Source organism: Novosphingobium sp. B1 (assembly GCF_900176395.1).
Lineage (GTDB): Bacteria > Pseudomonadota > Alphaproteobacteria > Sphingomonadales > Sphingomonadaceae > Novosphingobium.
Map to the genome: position 1 here is coordinate 174,398 of NZ_FWXL01000007.1, position 23,232 is coordinate 197,629.

Here is a 23,232-nt window from a genome sequence, read left to right on the forward strand (position 1 = left end):
CGAATCACGCCGCGCCAGCGTCTCCGAAGGCCCACATGCGCTCGAGGTTGTAGAACGTGCGCACTTCTGGGCGGAAGAGGTGAACGACCACGTCGCCCGCATCGATGAGCACCCAGTCCGCCGCCGGAAGACCTTCGATCCGCACGTGGCCGAAACCGCCGTGCTTGATCCGCTCGGACAGCTTCTGTGCCATGGCGGCGACCTGCCGGGTGGAGCGGCCCGAGGCGATCACCATGTAATCGGCAACGGAGCTCTTGCCTTCGAGCGGGATGGAAACCACCTCCTGCGCCTGATCATCGTCAAGCGATTGCAGCACGAGATCGTGCAGCGCGGCAGGGGTGTAAGGGGTTTTGGGAGCGGTGCCGGCATTGGCCGACAGCGGTTGTACGCTGGTCATGATGCGCGAAATGGCCTCCGTGGCTCAAGAGTCAAGTGATAACGGTTGGAACGCGCAAGAGTTTCTATGCTCCGCACCCAGGCGGAACATGGATCAAGGTGTTGCGCGCTCAGGATTTTCCTCGCTTTACGAGACGATGCGTAACCGCATCGCGCAGCGCCGCCTGTGCGTAGCGGCGGGACCAGTCCGGATCTCTTGCGCGAATCGCGCTGGCAGACCGTTGGTCGGGATCGAAGCGAAGAATGGTCAGCGCCGGAGCGCTCCGCATTGCGCCGGAGACGAACTGTCCGGGCCGCTGGCGCCAGCGGCGCAGCCAGGCCATGGCAGGGCTTGCCAGGGCATCCGAATCATAACCCGGACGCGCGATCACCGCAATCGGCATCTCACGTGCGATCTGCCGCCAGTGCTTCCACCTGTGGAACTGCGCGAGGTTGTCGGCCCCCATCAGCCAGACGAAGCGCCGCCTGGGGTACCGCCGCCTGATCGCGCGCAGGGTGTCGACCGTGAATCGCGTCCCCAGTTCGCGCTCGATCGCGGTGGCGCGGATCGGGGCATTGCGGCTCTGCCGCTGTGCCGAGGCCAGTCGCGCCTCGAGCGGCGCCATGCCTTCGACCGGCTTCAATACGTTGCCGGGCGAGACCAGCCACCACACCTCGTCCAGCCCCAGCGCCGAAATCGCGAAGAGCGTGACGCGGCGGTGGCCGCCGTGCGCGGGATTGAAGCTGCCGCCGAACAGGCCAGTCAGGGGCGCGGCGGGATTTCTCAGGGCCTGACCTGCCCCGAGCCGCGCACGAGCCACTTATAGGTTGTCAGCCCTTCCAGAGCGACCGGACCGCGTGCGTGGAGCCGGCCCGTGGCAATGCCGATTTCCGCGCCGAGGCCGAATTCGCCGCCGTCGGCAAACTGGCTCGAGGCGTTGTGCATGACGATCGCGCTGTCGACTTCGGTGAGGAAGCGGTCGGCCACGGCCTGCTCCTCGGTGACAATGGCGTCGGTATGGCCCGAGGCGTGGGCAGAGACGTGCGCCAGCGCTTCGTCCAGCCCATCGACCACGGCGACCGAGAGGATCGCGTCGAGATACTCGGTGTCCCAGTCATTGGCGGCCACAGGCACGATGCGCGGGTCGATGGCGCGGGCGCGGGCATCGCCGCGCAGTTCGCACCTTGCATCGAGCAGCGGTTTGACGAGCCCGTGCGGATCGGGATAGGTCGCATCGATCAGCAGCGTTTCCATCGCGCCGCAAATGCCTGTGCGGCGCATCTTGGCGTTGAGCACGATGGCCTTGGCCATGGCCGGATCGGCTGCGGCGTGGACGAAGGTGTGGTTGATCCCGTCGAGGTGGGCAAGCACCGGCACGCGGGCATCGGCCTGCACGCGAGCGACAAGGCTCTTGCCCCCGCGCGGCACGATCATGTCGATCAGGCCGGCGGCCGCGAGCATGGCGCCAACGGCGGCACGGTCCTGCGTCGGCATGAGCTGCACCGCCTCGGCGGGCACGCCGCCTTCGACCAGCCCTGCAACCAGTGCCTCGTGAATGGCGCGGTTGGAATGGACCGCTTCGGAGCCGCCGCGCAGGATCGTGGCATTGCCCGATCGCACACAAAGCGCGGCGGCGTCGGCAGTCACGTTCGGGCGGCTTTCATAGATGATGCCGATCACGCCGACCGGGATACGCACACGCTGCAGCACCATGCCGTTGGGACGCGCGGCTTCCGAAATGACTTCGCCGACCGGATCGGCAAGGCTGGCAACCTGATCGACGGCATCGGCAATGCCAGCCAGGCGTTCCGGCGTGAGCTTCAGGCGATCGAGCATCGCGCCAGTCAGGCCGTTTGCCTCGCCATTGGCCATGTCCTGCGCGTTGGCGGCAAGGATTTCCGCTTCTGCCGTGCGCAAGGCCGCCGCGGCCAGTTTCAGTGCCCGCTCCTTTGCCGGCGCATCCATCCGCGCCAGCTGGCGCTGCGCCGTGCGGGCGGCGCGGGCAAGACCTTCGACCAGATCGGTCATGGATTGGGCGAGCGTGGCGGGCTGGCTGGACATGGGTGCCCCAGTAGCACCGGCATGTAAGGCTGTCATCCTTCCCACGATTCGCTACGGGATCGTGCCTGTGGTGAGAACGGTCACAACGATTCAAACGATTCATCGGGGGACTCACACGTTTCAACGCGCTCGGACCGATTCCGATTCGCCAGTCGGGAACCCGATCGCTAACCCGCGCCGCGACGGGATCTGAATTAACCAAACCACGCAGAAAAACGACGGGGGTCGCCTGCCTGTGCCATCGATCAAGCCTGCCCGCTTAAGGGCTGCGCCAGCCATGGCCAGCGCCTTGGCGAGCGTCAGAAGCTGGTTCCCCGAGCGCGAGTTCTTCATGCGCTCGCAGGGCCAAGTCCGCTTCATCCGCATTTCCTCGCGCCTGCAGATGGGGGTTGCCGCCGGCATTGCCGGAGCCGTGCTGCTGTGGCTGATCGTCATGGCGGCAACGCTGTTTTCGCAATTCACCGCCGCGCGCGATCACGCCGCGCTGCTTGAACGCGAGGCCGCCGTGGCATCGGCCGAAAGCCGCGTGAAGAAGTACCGCGGCGGCCTTGAAGGCGTCGCCGACGATCTCGCTCGCCGTCAGGACTTCATCGAGAAGGCTATCGAAGGCACCATAGGCGAACTGCCCCGGGACCTGCCGCAAGGCACCGTGTCGGACAGCAGCGGTGAAGCCGAAAAGACCGTGCGCAAGATTTCGATGGTCTTGCCCGAAGCAAGGCGCCTTGCCGAAGTGGAAGCGCGCCAGCTTGCCTTCATCGAACGCCTGACGCGATTTGCCGATGCCCGCGCCGTGCAGGCCGAAACCGCGATCCGCCGCGTCGGCCTCAATCCGGCAATGTTGCGCGCATCAACGCGCGAAGCGCAGGCCGGAAACGGAATGGGCGGTCCGCTGATCCGCCTGTTCACCGGCAGCGACGAAAGCGTCGATCCGCGCTTTGCCCGCCTTGGCGCCAGCCTTGAGCGGATGGCGGAGCTAGAGAAGGGCTTGCGGCGCATCCCCAACACCCTGCCCGCGAGCCTTGAATATATCTCGAGCGGCTTCGGCTATCGCTCCGACCCGTTCACCGGCGGCGCGGCCTTCCACGCCGGGCTCGATTTCCGCGGTCCGGTGGGCGCACCGATCTATGCCGCTGCTGCCGGCGCGGTCAGCTTCGTAGGCCAGCGCCAGGGCTATGGTAATGTCGTCGAGGTCAGCCATGGCAACGGCCTGATGACCCGTTACGCCCACATGTCGCGTACCGAAGCGCGGATCGGCCAGAAAGTCGATGCCGGTGGCGAGATCGGCAAGATCGGCAACACCGGGCGCTCGACCGGGCCCCATCTCCATTTCGAAGTGCGGATCAACGATCGTCCGGTCAATCCGCGCCCCTTCCTTGAGGCAAACAGGCATGTTCAGGAAATCAGCGCCGGAAACGTCGCGCACCACATCAACGTTTCTGGCGGGGAGTAACACGACCATGGCCGCAACTTTTTCCGTGCTGGGCGCCGATCTTGCCGTGAAGGGCGATCTGTCCGCCACGGCCGACCTGCACATCGACGGCAGCGTCGAAGGTGACATCACCTGCGCCTCGCTGGTGCAGGGAGAGAAGAGCACAGTGACCGGCGCGATCAAGGCGCAGAGCGCACGGCTTTCGGGCACGGTGCACGGCTCGATCGAGGCGGGCGAACTGGTGATCCTCAAGAGCGCGCGAATCCACGGCGATGTCACTTATGACGCGCTGACCATCGAGCAGGGCGCACAGGTCGATGGCCGCTTTGCCCATCGCGTGAAGACCGGCGAGGAACCTTCGCTCACCTTGGTCAGCTAGGCCCGCCAAACAAAAACTTGCTGATTCGCCATTCCCGGCTTACATCGGCAGGGTTCAAGGCCGCTCCGAAAGGGGCGGCCCTTATTGTATCCGCTTTTCGCGGGACCGCTTTTTTCGGGAGATTGTCCGTGAGCAACCAGCCCACGTATCCGCTGATGCCGCACGCCACCGCGTCCTGGCTCGTTGACAACACCGCGCTGACCTTCGAGCAGATCGCCGAGTTCTGCGGGCTGCACATCCTTGAAGTGCAGGCCATGGCCGATGACCTTGCCGGGCAGAAGTACACCGGGCGCGATCCGCTGCACTCGGGCGAACTCAACCAGGCCGAGATCGACAAGGGCCAGGCGAATCCGGAATACAAGCTCAAGATGCAGCGCGCGCCGCTCTCGGTCAGCCGCACCAAGGGCCCGCGGTACACCCCGGTCTCCAAGCGTCAGGACAAGCCGGACGGCATCGCCTGGATCCTGCGCAACCATCCCGAAGTTTCGGACGCGCAGATCGGCAAGCTGATCGGCACCACGCGCACCACCATCGCCGCGATCCGCGATCGCAGCCACTGGAACATCGGCAACATCAACCCGAAGGACCCGGTAACGCTGGGCCTGTGCTCGCAGCGTGAACTCGATTCGCTGGTCGCCAAGGCTGCCAAGAAGGCTGGCATCGAAGACAATGGCGAAGCCGCGCTGCGCCTTGGTACCGACCGCGAGGCCCTGATCGAGGAACTGCGTGCCGAGCGTCAGGCCTCGGCCAAGGCCGCATCGGAAGCCGCGCAGGAAGCAGAAGCCGCCGCATGGCTTGCTGCCCGCCGCGCCGAGGGCATCTCGGACAGCTGAGGTCCGGCTTCACCGACACGAAGAAGGGCCGCCCTTGCGAAGGGGCGGCCCTTTTTCTTTGCGCCGATAAAAAGTCAGACCGCCAGGACGATCTTGCCGATATGGCTGCCCTCTTCCATGCGGGCGTGCGCGGACGACGCTTCGGCCAGCGCGAAAGTCCTGTCCATGATCGGGCGCAGTTCTCCGGTGGCGACGAGCGGCCAGACCGTATCGCGGATTTCGGCGGCAAGCGCGGCCTTGAATGCCTTGGAGCGCGGACGCAGCGTCGATCCCGTTAGCGTAAGGCGGCGGCGCATGACTTCGGCCATGTTGAGTTCCGCCTTGACGCCGCCCTGCACAGCGATGGTCACGTGGCGTCCGTCATCGGCAAGGCATTTCAGGTTGCGTGCCACATAATCGCCCGCGACCATGTCGAGCACCATGTCCACGCCGCGCCCTTCGGTGATGCGCTTGACCTCCTCGACGAAATCGCTGGCCTTGTAGTCGATCGCGTGCGCCGCACCGATCTGCAGCGCCTGGGCGCACTTTTCAGGCCCGCCCGCCGTGACGATCACGGTGATGCCGAACATCTTGCCAAGCAGCACTGCCATCGAGCCGATGCCGCTGGTGCCGCCGTGGACAAGGATGGTCTCTCCGGGCGCGGCCATGCCGCGTTCGAAGACGTTGTGCCAGACGGTGAACAGCGTTTCGGGAATGGCTGCAGCCTCGGCCATCGACAGGCCGGTGGGCACCTGCAGGCACTGCGCCGCCTCGGCAATGCAGTACTGCGCATAACCACCACCTGCCACGAGCGCGCAGACCATGGTGCCGGTGAACGGCCAGGTCACGCCTTCGCCCATGGCGGCGACCTGCCCCGACACTTCGAGCCCGGGCAGGGGCGAGGCATCGGCGGGCGGCGGATAGAAGCCCTGGCGCTGGACGACGTCGGGGCGATTGACCCCGGCGAAGGCGACCTTGATCAGCACCTGACCCGGCCCGGGCTGCGGTACCGCGACCTGCTCGGGGCGCAGAACTTCGGATCCGCCGGGCGCGTCCCAACCGATAGCCGTCATCGTCTCTGGAATGGCGGTCATCAAGCAGCCCCTGTTAACCTTGAATACCAATTCGCCGTGGGTAGCCACGCAAGGCGTTGACAGCAAGGCATTGCGGCGCACAAAGTGTCCTCAATGGACCTTGATGAGCGCCCGCGCCCGAAAGGGGATCTGGCCAGCCAGCTGGCAACCGAGGTGCTCGACTCCTATTCGCACGACGAACTGAACGAGCGCATTCGCCTGCTTGAACTGGAAATCGTGCGCACCGTCGCCCATCGCGACAAGGCCAGCGCCCATCGCGCCGCCGCAGAAGCGCTGTTTCGGACGCCTCCCCCTACTGGCGAGGCAGGATGAATTCGGGCGCCCTTCCCTTTGCCGAAGGGCGTTACCATATCCGCCAGGATACGGGTGCCTTTCGGGCATCTGTTCTCACCCTCACACGTGGTTTAGCCCGGGTTAATAACGCGTGTGCACTCTCCATGTCGGAGAACCCACCGGCGCAAGCCAGAAAGTAGCCGCACGATGCCAAGTTTCGCCCAGAGTCTCGAGAAAACGCTGCACACCGCGCTCGCCAATGCGTCCGAGCGCAGCCACGAGTACGCGACTCTCGAGCATCTCCTGCTGGCCCTGATCGATGATCCGGATGCGGCGCAGGTCATGCAGGCTTGCGGCGTGGACCTCGGCGATCTTGGCGACGTGGTGCGCCAGTACCTCGACCAGGAATACCAGTCGCTCAAGACGCAGGAAAAGGCCGATCCGCAGCCCACCGCCGGGTTCCAGCGGGTGATCCAGCGCGCCATCCTGCACGTGCAGTCCTCGGGCAAGGACACCGTCACCGGCGCCAATGTGCTGGTCGCGCTGTTCTCCGAGCGCGATTCCTACGCGGTCTATTTCCTGCAGCAGCAGGACATGAGCCGCCTCGATGCGGTCAGCTTCATCAGCCACGGCATCGGCAAGGGCGGGCGTCAGGTCGATGGCCGCACGCCCAAGGGTGCTGAAGAGGAAGCGCCCAAGCAGCAGGAAGAAAAGGCCGACGCCAAGGGCCAGAAGAAGGAAACCGCGCTCGACCAGTTCACCGTCAATCTCAACGAGAAGGCGCTGGGCGGCAAGGTCGATCCGCTGATCGGACGCGGGCCGGAAGTCGATCGCACGATCCAGATCCTGTGCCGCCGTTCGAAGAACAACCCGCTCTACGTGGGTGATCCGGGCGTGGGCAAGACGGCGATTGCCGAGGGCCTCGCGCGCAAGATCGTCGAAGGCGAAGTGCCCGAAGTGCTGGCCGAAGCGGTGATCTATTCGCTCGACATGGGCAGCCTGCTGGCCGGCACGCGCTATCGCGGCGATTTCGAGGAACGCCTCAAGCAGGTGGTCTCCGAGCTCGAGAAGATGCCGCACGCAGTGCTGTTCATCGACGAGATCCACACCGTGATCGGTGCCGGCGCGACCAGCGGCGGCGCGATGGATGCCTCGAATCTCTTGAAGCCTGCGCTGTCGGGCGGAACGATCCGCTGCATCGGCTCGACCACCTACAAGGAGTTCCGCAACCACTTCGAAAAGGACCGCGCCCTGCTGCGCCGGTTCCAGAAGATCGACGTGAACGAGCCGACCATCGAGGATACCATCAAGATCCTGCGTGGCCTGCGCACCGCGTTCGAGGAACACCACAAGGTCAAGTACACGCCCGATGCGATCAAGACCGCGGTCGAGCTTTCGGCGCGCTACATCAATGACCGCAAGCTGCCCGACAAGGCGATCGACGTGATCGACGAGGTTGGCGCAATGCAGATGCTGGTGCCGCCGAACAAGCGCAAGAAGACCATCACCGCACGCGAGATCGAGCAGGTCATCGCAACGATGGCGCGCATCCCGCCCAAGTCGGTCAGCTCGGACGACAAGAAGGTGCTCGAACATCTCGAGCGTGACCTCAAGCGCCTCGTGTTCGGTCAGGACAAGGCGATCGAGGTGCTGTCCTCGGCGATGAAGCTCAGCCGTGCAGGCCTGCGCGATCCGGACAAGCCGATCGGCTCGTTCCTGTTCTCTGGCCCCACCGGCGTCGGCAAGACCGAGGTTGCCCGCAGCCTTGCCCAGATCATGGGCATTCCGCTGCAGCGCTTCGACATGTCCGAATACATGGAGCGCCATTCGGTCTCGCGCCTGATCGGTGCGCCTCCGGGCTATGTCGGCTTCGATCAGGGCGGTCTGCTGACCGATGCGATCGACCAGCAGCCGCATTGCGTCCTGCTGCTCGACGAGATCGAGAAGGCCCACCCCGACCTGTTCAACATCCTGCTGCAGGTGATGGACAACGGCCGCCTGACCGATCACCACGGCAAGACCGTCGATTTCCGCAACGTGGTCCTTATCATGACCACCAACGCGGGTGCTTCGGACATGGCGCGCCAGGGTATCGGCTTTGGCGATGTCTCGAAGGCCGATGCGGGTGACGAGGCGGTGAAGAAGATGTTCACGCCCGAGTTCCGCAACCGGCTCGATGCCATCGTGCCGTTCGGCTACCTGCCGCCCGAAGTCGTCAGCCGCGTGGTCGACAAGTTCGTGCTGCAGCTCGAACTGCAGCTTGCCGAACAGAACGTCCACATCCAGTTCGATGCCGACGCGCGCAGCTGGCTGGCAAAGAAGGGCTACGACAAGCTCTATGGCGCCCGCCCGATGGCCCGCCTGATCCAGGAGAAGGTCAAGAAGCCGCTCGCCGAGGAGCTGCTGTTCGGCAAGCTCGCCAATGGCGGCGAGGTGCACGTCAGCCTCAAGCAGGAGGATGGCCAGGATGGCGCCCTCTCCTTCGAACTGACGCCGGCTGCGCCAAAGCTGGTCAAGAAGAAGGCCCGCAAGGGCAAGGCCGGAAGCGCCGCGCCCGAGACGAGCGCCGACGAAGCCGAATAAGCCTCGAGCAACACGCAAAAGAGAAGGGCGGCATCGCGAGGTGCCGCCCTTTTTGCTGCGCTTGGCCGCGCGATCCGCCGCGATCAGGAAGCTGGCTTGATCGCCGCATCCCATTCGGCGCGGCTGATCATGCCATCGCCATTGCTGTCAAACCGGGTGAAGCGGCCATTGTGATAGGCCATCCACTCGGAAAGGTTGATCTTTCCGTCCTTGTCGTTGTCGGCGATCTTGAGCAAGGCGTCGGGTGTCATCCCGTCGATCTGGACCAGCAGCCTGGCGCCTGCTGCAAGTTCCTCGGCGCTGAGATTGCCGTCGTGCTCCACGTCCATCATCTCGAACAATTGCTGCGCTGCCTTGGCGTAGACCGCGCTCGAGATCTGTCCGTCCGCCTGGACCGCCAGCCGGTCGAAACTGCCAAGCGGGTTATCCGCGGGCGGCACGACCGCAGCCGGTACTTCCGACGGGGCGACGAAGGGTGCTGAAGCTTCCGGCACGACTTCGGGACCGGTATCCTTCTCGGTATCGCCGCAGCCGCTCAGCACTGCGAGGGGCAGGCCAAGAGCGAGGATGGGCAGGGCGAGGGCCTTGTGCGTGCGCCGCATGGCAGATCTCCGAAGCTGGGTTTTGCCGCGCTGCAAGCTAGCCGGGCAAGATGAATGCGTGCTGTCTGCCAACGGGCGCGGCGAGTAACGGGTTCCGGCGTTATCCAGAACCTTACCCGCCAGCCTCGACAAGGATCAGCGTCGCAAAGAGCATCAGCGCCGCAAACGAGAACATGCTGAGGAACCAGGTCCGCAGCCATGCCCCGAACCAGCTCAGCCCGTAGGTGCCGCGCAGCTGGAGCAACATATGGATCGGCGGCACCAGTGCCAGCAGGCCCAGCCCCGGCAGAGCGAAGCGTACGCCAATCATCACCACGATCCCCAGCAGCGTCATGAAGCACAGCGAATAGGTGACGAATACCGTGTGATCGTAGAGCCCGAAGCGGCGGCTGAACGGAAACAGCAGCCACAGGAAGGGTACCGAGATCGGGATAAGCGCCCAGCTCAGCTTGTAGCTGTAGGTCTGCACCTTGTAGAGCGCGAGGCCGGGATTGGCCTTCCACTTGGCGATTGCCTCGTTGAGCGCGGGGATATCCGACCCGTTTTCGAAATCGCTGGTGTCGATGCCCGACACGGTGATGCCGCTGGACTTCACCTTCTCCAGCGTGGCGATGTTGTTGCGCGTTTCGGCGATGGCGGCATCGACTTTCGCGCGATCGGCAGCGGTTTCCGTCGGATCCTTCCGGTGCGCTTCCAGTTCGACGAGGTCCTTGCGCTCGCTTTGCAAGGCCGTCTCGAGCGAATTTGCCGTGGTCTTGCTGAAATCACCGCTCATCGAATTGATCGCGGTAAACAGCAGGAACATGCAGAACAGGAACAGCGCGATGGGCGAGACATAGCTGGCGCGCCGGCCGTCGATGTATTCGCGGGTAAGCTTTCCCGGCTTCGTGATCAGCAGGGGCAGCGTGCGCCAGATCTTGCCCTCGAAGTGGAAGACGCCGTGCAGCAGGTCATGGAAGAAGGCACCCAGCGTCTTGTGGACATGCGCGGCCTGCCCGCAGGCATGGCAATGGCTGCCGACGAGCGCCGTACCGCAATTGAGGCATGCAGATTCGTGGGTATGACCACGGTCGCCGGCATACTCTCCTGCAGAGGGTTCCACCGTGCGCGCCGCAGCAAAGGCTTCCGCCATGCCGCCAAAGGTTTCCGTCCCGCTCAACCCCTTGCTCCCCCTGTTCGCGCCCTGTCATAGCCTTGGCCGAACGATCCCGCCACACCCTTGAGATGGCGCGATTTCACGTAAGATTAACCTTACAGGTGCACTGCCGGAGCCAAGAGGGTACAGGACGCACGTGTTCACACCGCGGGATCAGATGATGGCGCTGGCAGGCGCGGGCGGCGGCGGCTTCGGCCAGCGCACCACGCCCCTGCCGCTGCGCGCCGCACACCATGGCCCCGCGTCCACCTCCGGACCACCGCGATTTGACCGGATTGCTGAGGCGCGCAAGGCGCTTGCCAGCCATTGGTCCCGCATTGTCATTCCGGTCGAGCGCTGGTTTGCAAGAGCCGATCTGGCGCCCGACCTTGCCGAAGACATCGGCAGTGCGCGCTGGTTCCGCGGCTTTGCCACCATGCTCGGCCTTGGCGCTGCCGCTGTCCTGATGTGGCCAAGCTTCGCGCCGCTGCAAGCCGCGCCAATGACCGCCATCGACGATGCGGCGCGCGATGAATTTCGCGTCGGGGGCATCCGACCGCTCGCGCTTGGCGCAGACAGCGGTCGCCACATGAATTCGACGGCAGCCGTCGTTCCGCTGGCCGCCGCGCCGGAACGCCAGACGATCGACCTGAGCGCCACCCTGGGCGCCGGTGACAGTTTCCCGCGGATGTTGCAGCGCGCCGGACTTGCCAGCACTGACATCGTCCGCGTGCTCGATCTCGTGGGCGGCCAGGTCAAGCCGGGGAGCATCCCCGAAGGCACGCGTTTTGCGATCCGGCTGGGTGCGCGCACAAGCCCGGCGCAGCCGCGCCCGCTTGAGCAACTGTCGTTCCGCCCACGCTTCGATCTGGCGCTCGACATCCGGCGCAGCGGCGGCGCGCTGGCGCTGGCCGCCAATGCCATTGCCGTCGATACGCGCCCGATGCGCATCCGTGGCATCGTTGGCGCCAGCCTCTATCGCTCGGCCCGCGCTGCCGGTGCGCCGGCCTCGGCCGTGCAGGACTACTTGCGCACCATCGATGAACACATGGCGTTCGAGGAAATCGCGCCGGGCGACGAATTCGACCTCGTTTTCGCCAATCGCCGCGCGGGCAGTGGCGAGCAGCAGGCAGGTGATCTGCTCTATGCTGGTGTCGTCCGTGCCGGAAAGCCGGTGCTGCAACTGCTGCGCTGGGGCAACGACGGCGGTTTCTATTCGCCGCAAAGCATGGCGGAAGGGTCGCAACAGACGACCGGCTTCCTCGGTGCGCCGGTCAACGGTCGCATCACCTCGAACTACGGCGCTCGCCGGCACCCGATCCTGGGCTATGTCCGCATGCACGCCGGCATCGATTTCGCCGCAAGCTGGGGCGCGCCGATCTATGCCGCGACCGATGGCCGGGTGAGTTTTGCCGGCTGGCATGGCGGGCACGGCAACTATGTCCGGCTCGATCACGGCGGCGGGATCGGCACCGGCTATGGTCACATGAGCCGCATCGCCGTGGCACCTGGCATGACCGTGCGGCGGGGCCAGGTGATCGGCTACGTCGGCTCGACCGGCCTGTCCACCGGCCCGCACCTCCACTACGAGATGTATCGCGGGGGGCAGACGGTAAACCCCATGTCGATGACGGCCATCGTCCAGCGCGCCACGGTCGACCCGGCGCAACTTGCCGCGTTCCGCAACAAGCTGGCACAGATCACCGCCATCCCGGCAAACGCGCGCTGATCATTGCGGGCAAGGCTTCGGAAGGCTAGGCCTGCTGGCCATGACCAGCTATCCGATGACTCGCCTGCGCCGCACCCGTGCCACCGCCTGGAGCCGCGCCATGCACCGTGAGGTGCTCGTCACGCCGGCCGACCTGATCTGGCCGCTGTTCGTGACCGAGGGTGACGGCGTGGAGGATCCGATCCTCTCGCTGCCTGGCGTATCGCGCTGGTCGGTCGATGGCATTGTCGCTCGGGCGAAGGAAGCCGTGGCGCTCGGCATCCCGTGTCTCGCGCTGTTTCCCAACACGCAGCCCGATCGCCGCAGCGAGGACGGCAAGGAAGCGCTCAACCCCGACAACCTGATGTGCCGCGCCATCCGCGCGATCAAGCAGGCCTGTGGCGACGATATAGGCGTGCTGACCGACGTTGCGCTCGATCCCTATACCAGCCACGGGCAGGACGGGCTGATCGACGATGCCGGCTATGTGCTCAACGACCAGACCGTCGAGGTGCTGGTTGGCCAGAGCCTGAACCAGGCCGCCGCCGGGGCCGACATCATCGCCCCGTCCGACATGATGGATGGCCGCATCGGCGCGATCCGCGAGGCGCTCGAAGGTGAGGGCCACGTCAACATCCAGATCATGTCCTATGCCGCCAAGTACGCCTCGGCGTTCTATGGCCCGTTCCGCGATGCGGTGGGCTCGCGCGGGCTGCTCAAGGGCAACAAGAAGACCTACCAGATGGACCCGGGCAACGCCGAGGAAGCGCTGCGCGAGGTCGAGATGGATCTGGCCGAAGGCGCCGACAGCGTCATGGTCAAGCCCGGCCTGCCCTATCTCGACATCGCGGCCCGCGTAAAGGACACCTTCGGCGTGCCGGTCTTCGCCTACCAGGTCAGCGGCGAATACGCGATGATCGAGCACGCGGTAGCCGCAGGCGCTGCCGATCGCGATGCAATGGTGCTCGAGACCTTGCTGGCGTTCAAGCGCGCGGGCTGTTCGGGCGTGCTGACGTATCACGCGGCCCATGCGGCGCGCCTGATGGGCGCCTGATCGCCACGTGACATTCCGCCTGGAAACGCAGCGCCTTGCCTTGCGCGAGTGGCGCGATGCCGACGCGGCTCCGTTTCATGCAATGTGCAACGACCCGCGCGTGATGGAATTCCTCGGCGCACCACTGAGCCACGAGGACGTTGCCGCAGCGCTGGAGCGTATGCGCGGTTTCCAGCGCGATCACGGACAATGCTTCTGGGCGCTGGAGCGGCTCGAGGATGACGCATTCCTTGGCTTCTGCGGGATCAAGCCCGGGCCTGAGGGCACACCGCTGCATGGCCATGCCGAGATCGGCTGGCGACTGGCGCACCACGGCTGGGGCCAGGGCTATGCCCGGGAGGCGGCACAGGCCTGTCTCGACTGGGGTTTTGGCGAGTTCAAGCTTGCCGAAATTCGCGCGATGACGGTGGCTGGCAACGTGCGCTCGTGGGGCCTGATGGAACGGCTCGGCATGGAGCGGATGCCCGAGCTGGATTTCGAGCACCCGGCATTGGCCCCAGGCGATCCGCTGCGGCCCCACATCGTCTATCGCAAGCTGGCATGACAGCAATCAGAGGGCCGAGGATGCACAAGTACCCTGACGTTTCGATCATCCCGATGAACGGCAAGAGCCCGCGCATCCACGACAGTGCCTTCATCGCCCCGGGATGCCGGATCATCGGCGATGTCGAGATCGGGCCGGACGTGTCCATCTGGTACAACTGCGTGCTGCGCGCCGACGTGAACTTCATCCGCATCGGCGCGCGGACGAACATCCAGGATGGCAGCGTCCTCCACTGCGACAGCGCCACGCCGGGACGACCGGAAGGCTTTCCCACGATCCTTGGCGAGGACGTGCTGGTGGGTCACCTTGCCATGGTTCACGGCTGCGTGGTCGAGGATCGCGGCTTCATTGGCCTTGGCGCCATCGTGATGAACGGCGCCCACATCGAGAGCGACGGCATGCTGGCAGCGGGTGCGATGCTGACTGGCGGCAAGCGCATCGGCGCGCGCCAGCTCTGGGGCGGACGGCCCGCCGCCCACATGCGCGACCTCACCGAGGCGGCGATTGCCGACATGCAACGTGGCGTCGCGCACTATGTGCACAACGGCAAGGCACACAAGCACGCTGTAGAGACAGCAAGCCATGGCGCGACCGAAGGTTGAACTGCCACCTGCCGCCGCCTTGCGCGCGCTGGCAGATGGCGAGGGACAGCTGGCCGTCCGAGTGACGCCGGGCGCGCGAAGCGAGGGCATCACGATCGAGAATGGCGCCGTCGCCGTGAAAGTGCGCGCCAAACCCGAGGACGGCAAGGCGACCACAGCCGTCGGCGATCTGCTGGCGCGGGCGCTTAGCGTTGCTCCATCGAAAGTCGAGATGTTGCGCGGCGCAACTTCCCGCGAAAAGCTGTTCCGGATTCCGCTTTAGCCCTCGGCCGGAAAGCGGAAGGCGACGGCCACCATGGCCGCACCCCATGCGCTCGCGATCCACAGGCAGCCAAGCGGCAGGCGATCCTGCAGATATGCCCCGAGCACCGCACCGGCAAGCAACCCGGCCCACAGTTGCGCCCACGACAACCAGCCCGAATCGCGATGTCCGGACAGGCGGCGGGCCAGCCCCATCCCCAGCTTGACGAGTGCGCCGGTCATGTAGGTTAGCCCCACTGTCACCTCGCCATTGCGCTGGAAGGTGTTGTTGAGCGCGCCCATCGCCAGCACCAGCGCGGCTATCATGACCGCTTCCCCTTCAGCCGCGCGGGCGAGCGAGGCCGCGATCAGCAAGAGGGTGACAAGACCCAGCACAGCCGGCTTGCGAAAGGTCCCCGCCCTCTCCGACAGCAGCGCACCGCCGGTCACGCCTGCGATGAAGCCGAGGATAAGCAGCACCGGCACCAGGGCATCCCCGGGGGAAGTGCCTAATGCCACGCCCAGACGCGTCGTATTGCCCGACATGAACGACACGAAGTAGCCGTGGGCCGAGAGAAAGCCGACCGAATCGACAAAACCGGCCATGGCGGCAAGAGCGGTGGCAAATACGCGGCGCTGGCGGTCGTTGACGATCACGCGAAGGTTTCTAGCGCGGCTTGGAAGCAAAGGGAATCAGGCGAGGGGAAACAGGGCAGGAACTATGGGCGCGCCATCCCTCGCGCCATCTGGCCCAGAACATCGCAGAGCGCCCTGGCAATGTCCGGATCAGGCAATTTGGCGTCGGCAATCGCTCGCTCCATGCAGTCTGCCCATTGCGCGGCGGTCTCGCGCGTGATCGCAAACGGCTTGTGCATCGACATCATGCATTTGCCGGGATGCGCCTCGAACCAGTCACGCGGACCGCCGCTCCACCCGGCAAGGAAGCCGGGAAGTGAATCGCGCATGGGGCCAAGATCGTCGGCATGGATGGCACGCAGCGCGGCAAAGGCGGGGTCCGTTTCCATCAGATCGTAGAAGCGGTCCGTGATGCGGCGCAATTCGCCCAGTCCGCCAATGCGTTCGTAGGGTGACCGGACGGGAGTGTCTACGGGCAAGGCTTGGCTCCATGCAGGGATCATGAGCCTGTGTCATGCCCGCGCAGCAGCCCCGCGACATTGCGATCGATCAATCGGGCAGAAGGTCAATCGTGGTGGGGAAGTGCCTTGGCGGCCAGCCCTGCCGCCATGCCCCCGAGAACGGCGCCGATGGCCCAGTTGGTGGCAACCGCATCCCACTGCCGGTAGCGCGTCCATTCACTCCCGGTGCGCAACGACGTCCACGCCATCCGGCCAAGAGCGTAGGCAGGCGCAGCGAGCAGCAGGTTGGCCATTATCGTTCTCTCCCATGGTTTGTCCGACAACGGCAGTCACCGCGCGCAGTTCCGCCAGGGTCAGTCTGCGATAAGGCTCCGCAATGTTTCGAGCCGGTCAGCCTCGTGCGCGGGCTTGTCGGCACGGATGCGGCTGATGCGGGGGAAGCGCATGGCAACGCCGGACTTGTGGCGCTTGCTTGCGTGGACCGAATCGAACGCCACTTCGAACACAAGCGATTTGTCGGTCTCGCGCACGGGGCCGAACTTGCCCACTGTGTGCTGGCGCACGTAGCGATCGAGCCACTTCAGTTCCTCGTCAGTGAACCCGAAGTAGGCCTTGCCCACCGGCAACAGTTCTGCGCCCTGATCGGGATCGCCATTCCAGCAGCCGAAGGTGTAGTCGGAATAGAAAGAAGAACGCTTGCCGGACCCGCGCTGCGCATACATCAGCACGCAATCGATCAGCAGCGGATCGCGCTTCCACTTGTACCACAGGCCGGTGCGTCGCCCCGCCACGTACGGGCTGTCACGCCGCTTGAGCATGACGCCCTCGATCGCCTCATCGCGCGCGCGGGAGCGGATCTCTGCGAGGTCGTCGAAGGTCTTCGCCGCAATCACTTGCGAGATATCGAAGCGGGCCTGATCGAGCCGCGGCACCAGATCCTCGAGCCGGGCGCGGCGCTGTTCCCATGCCCATTCGCGCAAGTCCTCGCCGTCCTCGATCAGCAGATCGTAAAGGCGCACGAATGCCGGCGATTCGGCCAGCATCGCTTTCGAAACGGTCTTGCGTCCGAGCCGTTGCTGCAGCGCATTGAAGCTGGCAGCACCGCCAGTCTCGCCGCCCTGGTGCGCGCCGCGCACAAGCAATTCACCATCGAGCACACAGGGAACTGTCAGCGCTGCGGCAATTTCGGGGAAGGTTGCGGAAATGTCATCGCCGCTGCGCGAATAGACGCGGGTTTCACCGGCAACGTGAACGATCTGGACGCGGATGCCGTCCCACTTCCACTCCGCGGCGAATTCCGACAGGTCGAGGCTTTCGCTTTCAAGCGGATGAGCCAGCATGAACGGGCGGAACAGCGGCAGCAGATCGGTGCGCGGTGGGGCAGCGCCATTCGCCGCCCAATCGAACAACGTCAGATAGGGCGCAGCCTGCCCGTGCCAGTATTCCTCGACATCCTCGACGCTCACGTCAAAGGCCTGCGCAAATGCGACCTTTGCCAGCCGCGCCGAAATGCCGATGCGCATGGCGCCAGTGGCAAGCTTGAGCAGGGCATAGCGACCATTGACGTCAAGACGGTCAAGCAGGTCCGTCAGGATACGCGGCGCGGTCGTGCGGGTGGTGGCATGGAGAGTCTCGACCACTTCGGCGACCGAAGGCGCGGGCAGCCGGTCGCCAAGAGGTTCCGGCCAGAGCAGGCTGGCACATTCCGCGGTATCGCCGACGTAATCGCGGCTCAGCGTCCACAACACGGGATCGATCCGCTCTGCCATCAGGCTGCGGATCAGGCTGGCTTTCACGGCCGGGAAATCGAGCCCGTCGGTCAGCGCCGCCAGGGCCCAGCCACGGTCCGGATCGGGCGTCTCGCGCAAGTATTCGGCCAGCAGTGCCAGCTTGGCATTGCGCGACGGGGTGAGCACGAGCGCGTCGAGCAGGGCAGCGAAACGCTCCATCAGTCGTCCTCGTCCTCGTACCCGACCAGCGCCAGTGCGCGGGCCTTGCGCTGGTTCAGTTCGCACCAGCGAATCAGCGCTTCCTCGCGGCCATGGGTGACCCAGGTCTCGGCCGGGTTCACCTGGCGGATCGTCGTGGTCAGTTCGTCCCAGTCGGCATGGTCGGAGATGATCAGCGGCAGTTCGACATTGCGCTGCCGCGCCCGCTGGCGCACCCGCATCCAGCCCGAGGCCATGGCGGTGACGGGATCGGGCAGGCGGCGGCTCCAGCGATCGTTGAGCGCCGATGGCGGGCAGATCACGATGCTGTTGGCCAGCGCCGCCTTGGGCACACCGGCCACCGCCTTGAGATCGCCAAGGTCGACGCCGTGGTCTTCATATAGCCGGCACATCCGCTCCATCGCGCCATGCAGCCAGATCGTTTCGGTAAACCCCGCCTCGCGCAGTTCGGCAATGACACGCTGCGCCTTGCCCAGCGCATAGGCGCCGACAAGCACGCAGCGACCCTGTTCGTTTTCGCGCGCTTTCAGGAGCTTGGCCATTTCGTCGGCAATCGGCGGGTGGCGGAAGACCGGCAGGCCGAAGGTCGCCTCGGTCACGAAGACATCGCATGGCGTGACTTCGAACGGCGGACAGGTAGGGTCGGCGCGCCGCTTGTAGTCGCCCGTCACCACCACCCGTTCACCGGCATGTTCGAGCAGGATCTGCGCCGAGCCGAGGACGTGCCCCGCCGGAACCCAGGTTGCCTTGACGTTACCGCGAAGCGCGATCGTATCGCCATAGCCAACGGCGCGGGCCCCGGCTTCGACCACGCCATAGCGCAGCCCCATGATGGCGATGGTCTCGGGCGTGGCGACAGTCGTGCCGTGCCCGCCGCGCGCGTGATCGGCGTGACCATGGGTAACGAGCGCGAGGTCGACCGGGCGCGCCGGGTCTATCCAGGCGTCGGCGGGTACGATGTAGAGCCCGTGCGGTTCAGGTCGCAGCCAGGAGAAAGGAGGTGCCATCGGTGTAGAATGGACGGCAGGCCCGGCTTGTTCCACTGCCCAAGAGGCCGGTTCAGGTGAGGGGGAGGTGAAGGGCAGGTGAGCGGCAGGTCACGGCAAGGTCGGCAACCCGCTTCAGCAGGCTGAACCAAGGGTGGAGGCAAGCCGGGGCAGGCATAAAAAAAGGGGCACGCCCTGCGGCGCGCCCCTGCTTTTCATCCGATGACGCCGATCAGGCCGGTTGCGGATTGGCCGACCCGAACTTCTTGCCCGCGCGCGGAACAGCCGAGCCCTGCGCCGTCGTCGGGCGCGTGGAACCGGTGGGGTTCTGCGGACGGTCGAGCTTGCCGCTCTCCATCAGTTCCTTGATCTCGTCACCCGAGAGGGTTTCATATTCGAGCATGGCCTGCGCCAGCAGGTGCAGCTTGTCCTCGTGGGTCTTGAGGATGTCGGTGGCGCGGGCGTGGGCCCCATCCACCAGGCTGCGGATTTCGCTGTCGATGACCTTGTTGGTCTCGTCCGAGGCGAACAGGCGCTGCGAGCCACCCATGCCGAGGTAGCCTTCCTGCTGGTCCTCGTACTGCAGGGGTCCGAGCTTGTCGGACATGCCCCACTTGGTGACCATCGAGCGCGCCAGCGAGGTGGCATACTGGATGTCGGACGATGCGCCGGAGGAGACCTTGTCGTGGCCGAAGATCAGCTCTTCAGCGACGCGGCCACCCATTGCGACCGAGAGGTTCGCGTGCATCTTGTCACGGTGGTAGGAGTAGCTGTCCCGTTCGGGCAGACGCATGACCATGCCCAGAGCGCGACCGCGCGGGATGATCGTGGCCTTGTGGATCGGGTCGGATGCCGGCTCGTTGATCGAGACGATGGCGTGGCCGGCCTCGTGATAGGCGGTCATCTTCTTCTCGTCGTCGGTCATGACCATGGAGCGGCGTTCCGCGCCCATCATCACCTTGTCCTTGGCGTCCTCGAACTCCTGCATCGCCACAAGGCGCTTGTTGCGGCGCGCGGCCAGCAGGGCAGCCTCGTTGACGAGGTTGGCGAGATCCGCACCCGAGAAGCCGGGAGTGCCGCGGGCGATCGAGCGCGGGTTGACGTCGGGCGCCAGCGGCACCTTCTTCATGTGCACCGAGAGGATCTTCTCGCGGCCCTCGATATCGGGGATCGGCACGACCACCTGACGGTCGAAGCGACCGGGGCGCAGCAGGGCGGGATCGAGCACGTCGGGGCGGTTGGTCGCCGCGATGATGATGATGCCCTCGTTGGCCTCGAAACCGTCCATCTCGACGAGTAACTGGTTGAGCGTCTGCTCGCGCTCGTCGTTCGAATTGCCCAGGCCATGGCCACGGTGACGGCCGACTGCGTCGATTTCGTCGATGAAGACGATGCACGGCGCGTTCTTCTTGGCCTGTTCGAACATGTCGCGCACGCGCGAAGCGCCGACGCCGACAAACATCTCGACGAAGTCCGAGCCGGAGATGGTGAAGAATGGCACGCCTGCTTCACCGGCAATGGCGCGGGCGAGCAGGGTCTTGCCGGTGCCGGGCGAGCCGACCAGCAGCGCACCCTTGGGAATCTGGCCGCCAAGCTTGGAGAAGCGCGAGGGATCGCGCAGGAACTCGACGATTTCCTGAAGTTCCTCGCGCGCCTCGTCGATGCCGGCGACATCGTCAAAGGTCACGCGGCCCTGGCGTTCGGTGAGCAGCTTGGCCTTCGACTTGCCAAAGCCCATCGCGCCCGAACCGCCACCCTTCTGCACCTGGCGCAGCGCAAAGAAGGCAACGCCCAGGATCAGCAGGAACGGCAGCGAATTGACGAGGATGTACATCAGCATGTTCGGCTGTTCGGCCGCCTTGCCGGCGTACTGTACGCCATTGTCCTGCAGCAGCTTGGGCAGATCCGAATCGCCGGGCACCGGAATGGTGGCGAACTGGCCGCCGTTCTTGAGGGTGCCGGTGATGCGATCGGGCGAAATCTCGACCGAGCGGACCTGCTGCTCTGCCACCTGCGAGCGGAAGGCGGAGTAGGGGATCGTCGTCGCGTTCTGTTCGACGCGCGAGCCGAACATGGAAACCACCAGAAGAAGCGCGAGGAAGATGCCGCCCCAGACGAGGAGGCTCTTGATCCACGGATTGCCCTGGGGCTGGTCGTCGTTCATCGCTGTCTTTCCGCATTGCCCGCCGCTGCGGCGGTGCTCATGGGCCAATGTAGGGGTGACCCGGTGAATCGCAATATAACGCGATTGTGGTTTTTCAGCGACCTGTCCCGATGTCCGAGCCGGAAACATCGTTTCGCTTCGGCGCAGGTGTGAACCGCCATGCCTTGCCGCGCGCATCGCCCTTCACGCCGCCCAAGGTTGCGACGTGTCCCGCCCGAAGCGATTCGTGCCAGCGGACAAGGGCAGGCCCGCGCGGGGGCAGGGCGCCGAAATGCGCCAGCACGCGTTCGAGCAGGCGCAGCGCGAGGGCAGGGGGAATATCGACAGGCGGCGACAGCACGATTTGCGCAGCGCCTGCCGGGACCTGGGGCCAGAGGGTTTGCACCGCCCAGTCGAGAGCAGCGTCCGCCTCGGCAAGATGGTCAGCGCTGGCAGCGAAGCCACTGGCAATGAAGGCCGGATTTGACGTCATGGCGTCACGCACCCGCACACGTTCGTAGCGCGGATCGGTGTTGGACGGATCGAGTGCCGGGACCAGGCCCGAAGCCTCGACGACTGCAAGAAGGTCGCGGCGCGACCAACGCAGGAGCGGACGCAACAGGGGCAGGTGCGGCGCGCCGGGCACCTGGGCAATCTGGCGCATCGCCGAAAGACCGCGCAGGCCCGCGCCCCGGTTGAGTCGCATGACCATCGTCTCGGCCTGATCGTCGGCGTGATGGGCGGTAACAATGGCAGCGAGCCCTTCGGCTGCGGCCCATTCTGCCAGCGCGTGATAACGCGACGCACGGGCGCGCTCCTGCACGGCGCTGCCCTTTGTCATCGCAATGGCGAGAGTCCGATGCGCGATGCGGCGTTCGGCACAGACCTTTGCGACCATGGCCGCCTCGTCGGCGCTTTCGGCGCGCAGGCCATGATCGACCGTTGCCACGGCAAAGTTGCGCGGCGCAACTTCGTGGAACAGCAGCAGCATGGCGAGACTGTCGGGCCCGCCAGAAACCGCGAGTCCGACCGGGCCGTCAACGGGAACCGCAGCCCGCGGCGCCTGCCAGTCCGTGGCGAGGCGCGCGGCGGCTGCGGTCAGGCTATTCCCGGCACCGTCACTTGCACTTCACCGAAGTGCGCGCGGCATCGTACTGACCCTTGAGGCGGCCGGCGATCTCGTCAGGATAAGTGGCTGCGAGTTCGGCAAACGCACCGCAAGCCTTCTCCGTGTCCTTGAGCTTGACCATGGCGATGCCGAGGAACAGCAGGCTGTCAGGCGCACGAGCGCCCTTCTTGTCGGCCAGGTAGTTCTGCAGGAAGAACTGCGCTGCGGTGCCGGGCTTGCCATCGTCAAGCCATGCACGGCCCAGCAGGTTGCGGCCGAAGCTGATCTGCGAATGCTTGGGATAGCGGTCGACGTAGATCTGCAACTGCTGCTGCGCTTCGGGAAAGAACTTCGCTTCCCACAGGCGGTAGCCATAGTTGTATTCATCGAGGCCGGCATCGGCCGTCGACGGCTTTTCGATCGCCTGGACAGCAGCGACGCGCGCTGCCGAAGGCGCCGCGGGCTTGGCAGCGGGTGTGGTCGCAGGCTTTGGCGCGGTCGTCGTCGTCGTCGATGCCGCAGTCGTCGGCTTGGGCGCCGGTTGTGTGGTCACGACCGGTGCGGCAGCGGGAGTGGGCGCCGCAGCCGGTTCAGACGGAACAGCCTGCGCTTCGAGCCGGGCCAGTCGCTCCTCGATCTTGGCTGCGCGGTTCTGGCCTTCCTCGACCTGTGCGGTAAGCCGCGCCATCTGCGCCTCGACCGCATCCATGCGCGCGAGCACGTCCGTTACCGCCGAAGACGCCGGGGTGCCGATGCGGGGCGTTGTCGTGGTCTGGCTCGGCGTGATTTCCGGGGCGAAGGTCTTGCCTGCGCCATCGGGAAATACCTTGCGCTGGATAGCGCGGATTTCAGCCTCGATGCGGCGCAATCTGGGTTCGGCATCGGTGGGGGCATTGGCGGCTGATTGCGCGAGTGCCGGGGCGCCGAGCGGCGCGGCCGAAACGGCTGCGAGCGCAAGGAGCGGCAGGCAGCGGCGTAATTCAAAGGTCATTGTCGTTCCCACAGGCTGCGGGGGCCTGCGACGGCCCTCCTCGTCCGGTCACCATGATTGCCCCAG

Annotated in this window: 24 protein-coding genes; 10 read left to right on the top strand and 14 right to left on the bottom strand. The window is 65.4% G+C overall.

Annotation, left to right across the window (positions count from 1 at the left end):
* Window positions 1–4: 4 nt before the first annotated feature.
* From rsfS to B9A23_RS14230, 3 genes are all read right to left on the bottom strand, one after another.
* Complete coding sequence (rsfS, locus tag B9A23_RS14220) at window positions 5–397, bottom strand: ribosome silencing factor (protein ID WP_084279737.1); 393 nt, start codon at window positions 395–397, stop codon at window positions 5–7.
* A 109-nt stretch (window positions 398–506) separates the two neighbouring features.
* Window positions 507–1,196, bottom strand: coding sequence for a nicotinate-nucleotide adenylyltransferase (locus tag B9A23_RS14225; protein WP_084279738.1), 690 nt, complete (start codon window positions 1,194–1,196; stop codon window positions 507–509).
* Complete coding sequence (locus B9A23_RS14230) at window positions 1,160–2,437, bottom strand: glutamate-5-semialdehyde dehydrogenase (RefSeq protein ID WP_084279739.1); 1,278 nt, start codon at window positions 2,435–2,437, stop codon at window positions 1,160–1,162. Before B9A23_RS14230 ends, B9A23_RS14225 begins: the two co-directional genes overlap by 37 nt.
* Window positions 2,438–2,714: 277 nt before the next feature.
* Here B9A23_RS14230 and B9A23_RS14235 point away from each other — a divergent pair, with 277 nt between their 5' ends.
* The 3 genes from B9A23_RS14235 (at window position 2,715) to B9A23_RS14245 (ending at window position 5,078) form a co-directional block, all read left to right on the top strand.
* The gene (locus B9A23_RS14235; protein WP_084279740.1) at window positions 2,715–3,887 is read left to right on the top strand and encodes a M23 family metallopeptidase; all 1,173 of its coding nucleotides are present in this window, start codon (window positions 2,715–2,717) and stop codon (window positions 3,885–3,887) included.
* Window positions 3,888–3,894: 7 nt separating this feature from the next.
* Window positions 3,895–4,245 (top strand): bactofilin family protein, encoded by a 351-nt coding sequence (locus B9A23_RS14240; RefSeq protein WP_084279741.1) that lies wholly within the window; start codon window positions 3,895–3,897, stop codon window positions 4,243–4,245.
* A gap of 128 nt (window positions 4,246–4,373) precedes the next feature.
* Entirely contained in the window at window positions 4,374–5,078 is a 705-nt protein-coding gene (locus B9A23_RS14245; RefSeq protein ID WP_084279742.1) for a DUF1013 domain-containing protein, read from the top strand.
* A gap of 74 nt (window positions 5,079–5,152) precedes the next feature.
* Here B9A23_RS14245 and B9A23_RS14250 read toward each other — a convergent pair whose 3' ends face one another.
* Window positions 5,153–6,151, bottom strand: a complete 999-nt coding sequence (locus B9A23_RS14250; protein ID WP_084279743.1) for an NAD(P)H-quinone oxidoreductase — start codon at window positions 6,149–6,151, stop codon at window positions 5,153–5,155.
* A 93-nt stretch (window positions 6,152–6,244) separates the two neighbouring features.
* Between B9A23_RS14250 and B9A23_RS14255 the strand changes: the two genes are divergently transcribed.
* On the top strand, window positions 6,245–6,463 hold the full coding sequence (locus B9A23_RS14255) for a DUF1192 family protein (protein ID WP_084279744.1): 219 nt from the start codon (window positions 6,245–6,247) through the stop codon (window positions 6,461–6,463).
* A 168-nt stretch (window positions 6,464–6,631) separates the two neighbouring features.
* Window positions 6,632–9,007: an ATP-dependent Clp protease ATP-binding subunit ClpA gene (gene clpA, locus B9A23_RS14260; RefSeq protein WP_084279745.1), complete on the top strand. Its 2,376-nt coding sequence runs from the start codon at window positions 6,632–6,634 to the stop codon at window positions 9,005–9,007.
* A gap of 83 nt (window positions 9,008–9,090) precedes the next feature.
* On the opposite strand, the gene B9A23_RS14265 is transcribed toward clpA, so the two are convergent.
* Both B9A23_RS14265 and B9A23_RS14270 read right to left on the bottom strand, forming a co-directional pair.
* Window positions 9,091–9,609, bottom strand: a complete 519-nt coding sequence (locus tag B9A23_RS14265) for an EF-hand domain-containing protein (RefSeq protein ID WP_084279813.1) — start codon at window positions 9,607–9,609, stop codon at window positions 9,091–9,093.
* A 112-nt stretch (window positions 9,610–9,721) separates the two neighbouring features.
* Window positions 9,722–10,768, bottom strand: coding sequence for a DUF3667 domain-containing protein (locus B9A23_RS14270; protein ID WP_254895124.1), 1,047 nt, complete (start codon window positions 10,766–10,768; stop codon window positions 9,722–9,724).
* Window positions 10,769–10,901: 133 nt separating this feature from the next.
* Between B9A23_RS14270 and B9A23_RS14275 the strand changes: the two genes are divergently transcribed.
* Genes B9A23_RS14275 through B9A23_RS14295 form a run of 5 tightly spaced genes read left to right on the top strand, consistent with a single transcriptional unit; the run spans window position 10,902 to window position 14,914 of the window.
* Window positions 10,902–12,473 carry a M23 family metallopeptidase gene (locus B9A23_RS14275; RefSeq protein WP_254895125.1) on the top strand — a complete coding sequence of 524 codons (1,572 nt, stop codon included), beginning with the start codon at window positions 10,902–10,904 and terminating at the stop codon, window positions 12,471–12,473.
* A gap of 40 nt (window positions 12,474–12,513) precedes the next feature.
* Window positions 12,514–13,506 (top strand): porphobilinogen synthase, encoded by a 993-nt coding sequence (hemB, locus tag B9A23_RS14280; protein ID WP_084279747.1) that lies wholly within the window; start codon window positions 12,514–12,516, stop codon window positions 13,504–13,506.
* 7 nt (window positions 13,507–13,513) lie between these two features.
* Window positions 13,514–14,050 (top strand): GNAT family N-acetyltransferase, encoded by a 537-nt coding sequence (locus B9A23_RS14285; protein ID WP_254895126.1) that lies wholly within the window; start codon window positions 13,514–13,516, stop codon window positions 14,048–14,050.
* A gap of 20 nt (window positions 14,051–14,070) precedes the next feature.
* Window positions 14,071–14,652 carry a gamma carbonic anhydrase family protein gene (locus B9A23_RS14290; protein WP_084279748.1) on the top strand — a complete coding sequence of 194 codons (582 nt, stop codon included), beginning with the start codon at window positions 14,071–14,073 and terminating at the stop codon, window positions 14,650–14,652.
* Complete coding sequence (locus tag B9A23_RS14295; RefSeq protein WP_084279749.1) at window positions 14,633–14,914, top strand: DUF167 domain-containing protein; 282 nt, start codon at window positions 14,633–14,635, stop codon at window positions 14,912–14,914. The genes B9A23_RS14290 and B9A23_RS14295 overlap by 20 nt, the downstream gene beginning before the upstream one ends.
* Here B9A23_RS14295 and B9A23_RS14300 read toward each other — a convergent pair.
* From B9A23_RS14300 to B9A23_RS14335, 8 genes are all read right to left on the bottom strand, one after another.
* Complete coding sequence (locus B9A23_RS14300; protein ID WP_084279750.1) at window positions 14,911–15,549, bottom strand: YoaK family protein; 639 nt, start codon at window positions 15,547–15,549, stop codon at window positions 14,911–14,913. The two genes, B9A23_RS14295 and B9A23_RS14300, sit on opposite strands and share 4 nt — an antisense overlap.
* A 62-nt stretch (window positions 15,550–15,611) precedes the next feature.
* Complete coding sequence (locus B9A23_RS14305; protein WP_084279751.1) at window positions 15,612–16,031, bottom strand: group II truncated hemoglobin; 420 nt, start codon at window positions 16,029–16,031, stop codon at window positions 15,612–15,614.
* A 62-nt stretch (window positions 16,032–16,093) separates the two neighbouring features.
* A complete protein-coding gene (locus B9A23_RS14310; RefSeq protein WP_084279752.1) occupies window positions 16,094–16,282 on the bottom strand; it encodes a hypothetical protein in 189 nt (62 codons plus the stop codon).
* 60 nt (window positions 16,283–16,342) lie between these two features.
* Window positions 16,343–17,938: a cisplatin damage response ATP-dependent DNA ligase gene (locus B9A23_RS14315; RefSeq protein ID WP_084279753.1), complete on the bottom strand. Its 1,596-nt coding sequence runs from the start codon at window positions 17,936–17,938 to the stop codon at window positions 16,343–16,345.
* Window positions 17,938–18,945 carry a ligase-associated DNA damage response exonuclease gene (locus B9A23_RS14320; RefSeq protein ID WP_084279754.1) on the bottom strand — a complete coding sequence of 336 codons (1,008 nt, stop codon included), beginning with the start codon at window positions 18,943–18,945 and terminating at the stop codon, window positions 17,938–17,940. The genes B9A23_RS14315 and B9A23_RS14320 overlap by 1 nt, the downstream gene beginning before the upstream one ends.
* Before the next feature lie 211 nt (window positions 18,946–19,156).
* On the bottom strand, window positions 19,157–21,088 hold the full coding sequence (gene ftsH / locus B9A23_RS14325; RefSeq protein ID WP_084279755.1) for an ATP-dependent zinc metalloprotease FtsH: 1,932 nt from the start codon (window positions 21,086–21,088) through the stop codon (window positions 19,157–19,159).
* A gap of 94 nt (window positions 21,089–21,182) precedes the next feature.
* Window positions 21,183–22,169 (bottom strand): tRNA lysidine(34) synthetase TilS, encoded by a 987-nt coding sequence (gene tilS / locus B9A23_RS14330; protein WP_084279756.1) that lies wholly within the window; start codon window positions 22,167–22,169, stop codon window positions 21,183–21,185.
* A 16-nt stretch (window positions 22,170–22,185) separates the two neighbouring features.
* Window positions 22,186–23,166 carry a tetratricopeptide repeat protein gene (locus B9A23_RS14335; RefSeq protein WP_084279757.1) on the bottom strand — a complete coding sequence of 327 codons (981 nt, stop codon included), beginning with the start codon at window positions 23,164–23,166 and terminating at the stop codon, window positions 22,186–22,188.
* Window positions 23,167–23,232: the final 66 nt, after the last annotated feature.

Coding starts and splice junctions, on each gene's coding strand:
- rsfS (WP_084279737.1), bottom strand. CDS start 397: ATGACCAGCGTACAACCGCTGTCGGCCAATGCCGGCACCGCTCCCAAA.
- B9A23_RS14230 (WP_084279739.1), bottom strand. CDS start 2,437: ATGTCCAGCCAGCCCGCCACGCTCGCCCAATCCATGACCGATCTGGTC.
- B9A23_RS14235 (WP_084279740.1), top strand. CDS start 2,715: ATGGCCAGCGCCTTGGCGAGCGTCAGAAGCTGGTTCCCCGAGCGCGAG.
- B9A23_RS14240 (WP_084279741.1), top strand. CDS start 3,895: ATGGCCGCAACTTTTTCCGTGCTGGGCGCCGATCTTGCCGTGAAGGGC.
- B9A23_RS14250 (WP_084279743.1), bottom strand. CDS start 6,151: ATGACCGCCATTCCAGAGACGATGACGGCTATCGGTTGGGACGCGCCC.
- B9A23_RS14255 (WP_084279744.1), top strand. CDS start 6,245: ATGGACCTTGATGAGCGCCCGCGCCCGAAAGGGGATCTGGCCAGCCAG.
- clpA (WP_084279745.1), top strand. CDS start 6,632: ATGCCAAGTTTCGCCCAGAGTCTCGAGAAAACGCTGCACACCGCGCTC.
- B9A23_RS14265 (WP_084279813.1), bottom strand. CDS start 9,609: ATGCGGCGCACGCACAAGGCCCTCGCCCTGCCCATCCTCGCTCTTGGC.
- hemB (WP_084279747.1), top strand. CDS start 12,514: ATGACCAGCTATCCGATGACTCGCCTGCGCCGCACCCGTGCCACCGCC.
- B9A23_RS14290 (WP_084279748.1), top strand. CDS start 14,071: ATGCACAAGTACCCTGACGTTTCGATCATCCCGATGAACGGCAAGAGC.
- B9A23_RS14295 (WP_084279749.1), top strand. CDS start 14,633: ATGGCGCGACCGAAGGTTGAACTGCCACCTGCCGCCGCCTTGCGCGCG.
- B9A23_RS14305 (WP_084279751.1), bottom strand. CDS start 16,031: ATGATCCCTGCATGGAGCCAAGCCTTGCCCGTAGACACTCCCGTCCGG.
- B9A23_RS14310 (WP_084279752.1), bottom strand. CDS start 16,282: ATGGCCAACCTGCTGCTCGCTGCGCCTGCCTACGCTCTTGGCCGGATG.
- B9A23_RS14315 (WP_084279753.1), bottom strand. CDS start 17,938: ATGGAGCGTTTCGCTGCCCTGCTCGACGCGCTCGTGCTCACCCCGTCG.
- B9A23_RS14320 (WP_084279754.1), bottom strand. CDS start 18,945: ATGGCACCTCCTTTCTCCTGGCTGCGACCTGAACCGCACGGGCTCTAC.
- ftsH (WP_084279755.1), bottom strand. CDS start 21,088: ATGAACGACGACCAGCCCCAGGGCAATCCGTGGATCAAGAGCCTCCTC.
- B9A23_RS14335 (WP_084279757.1), bottom strand. CDS start 23,166: ATGACCTTTGAATTACGCCGCTGCCTGCCGCTCCTTGCGCTCGCAGCC.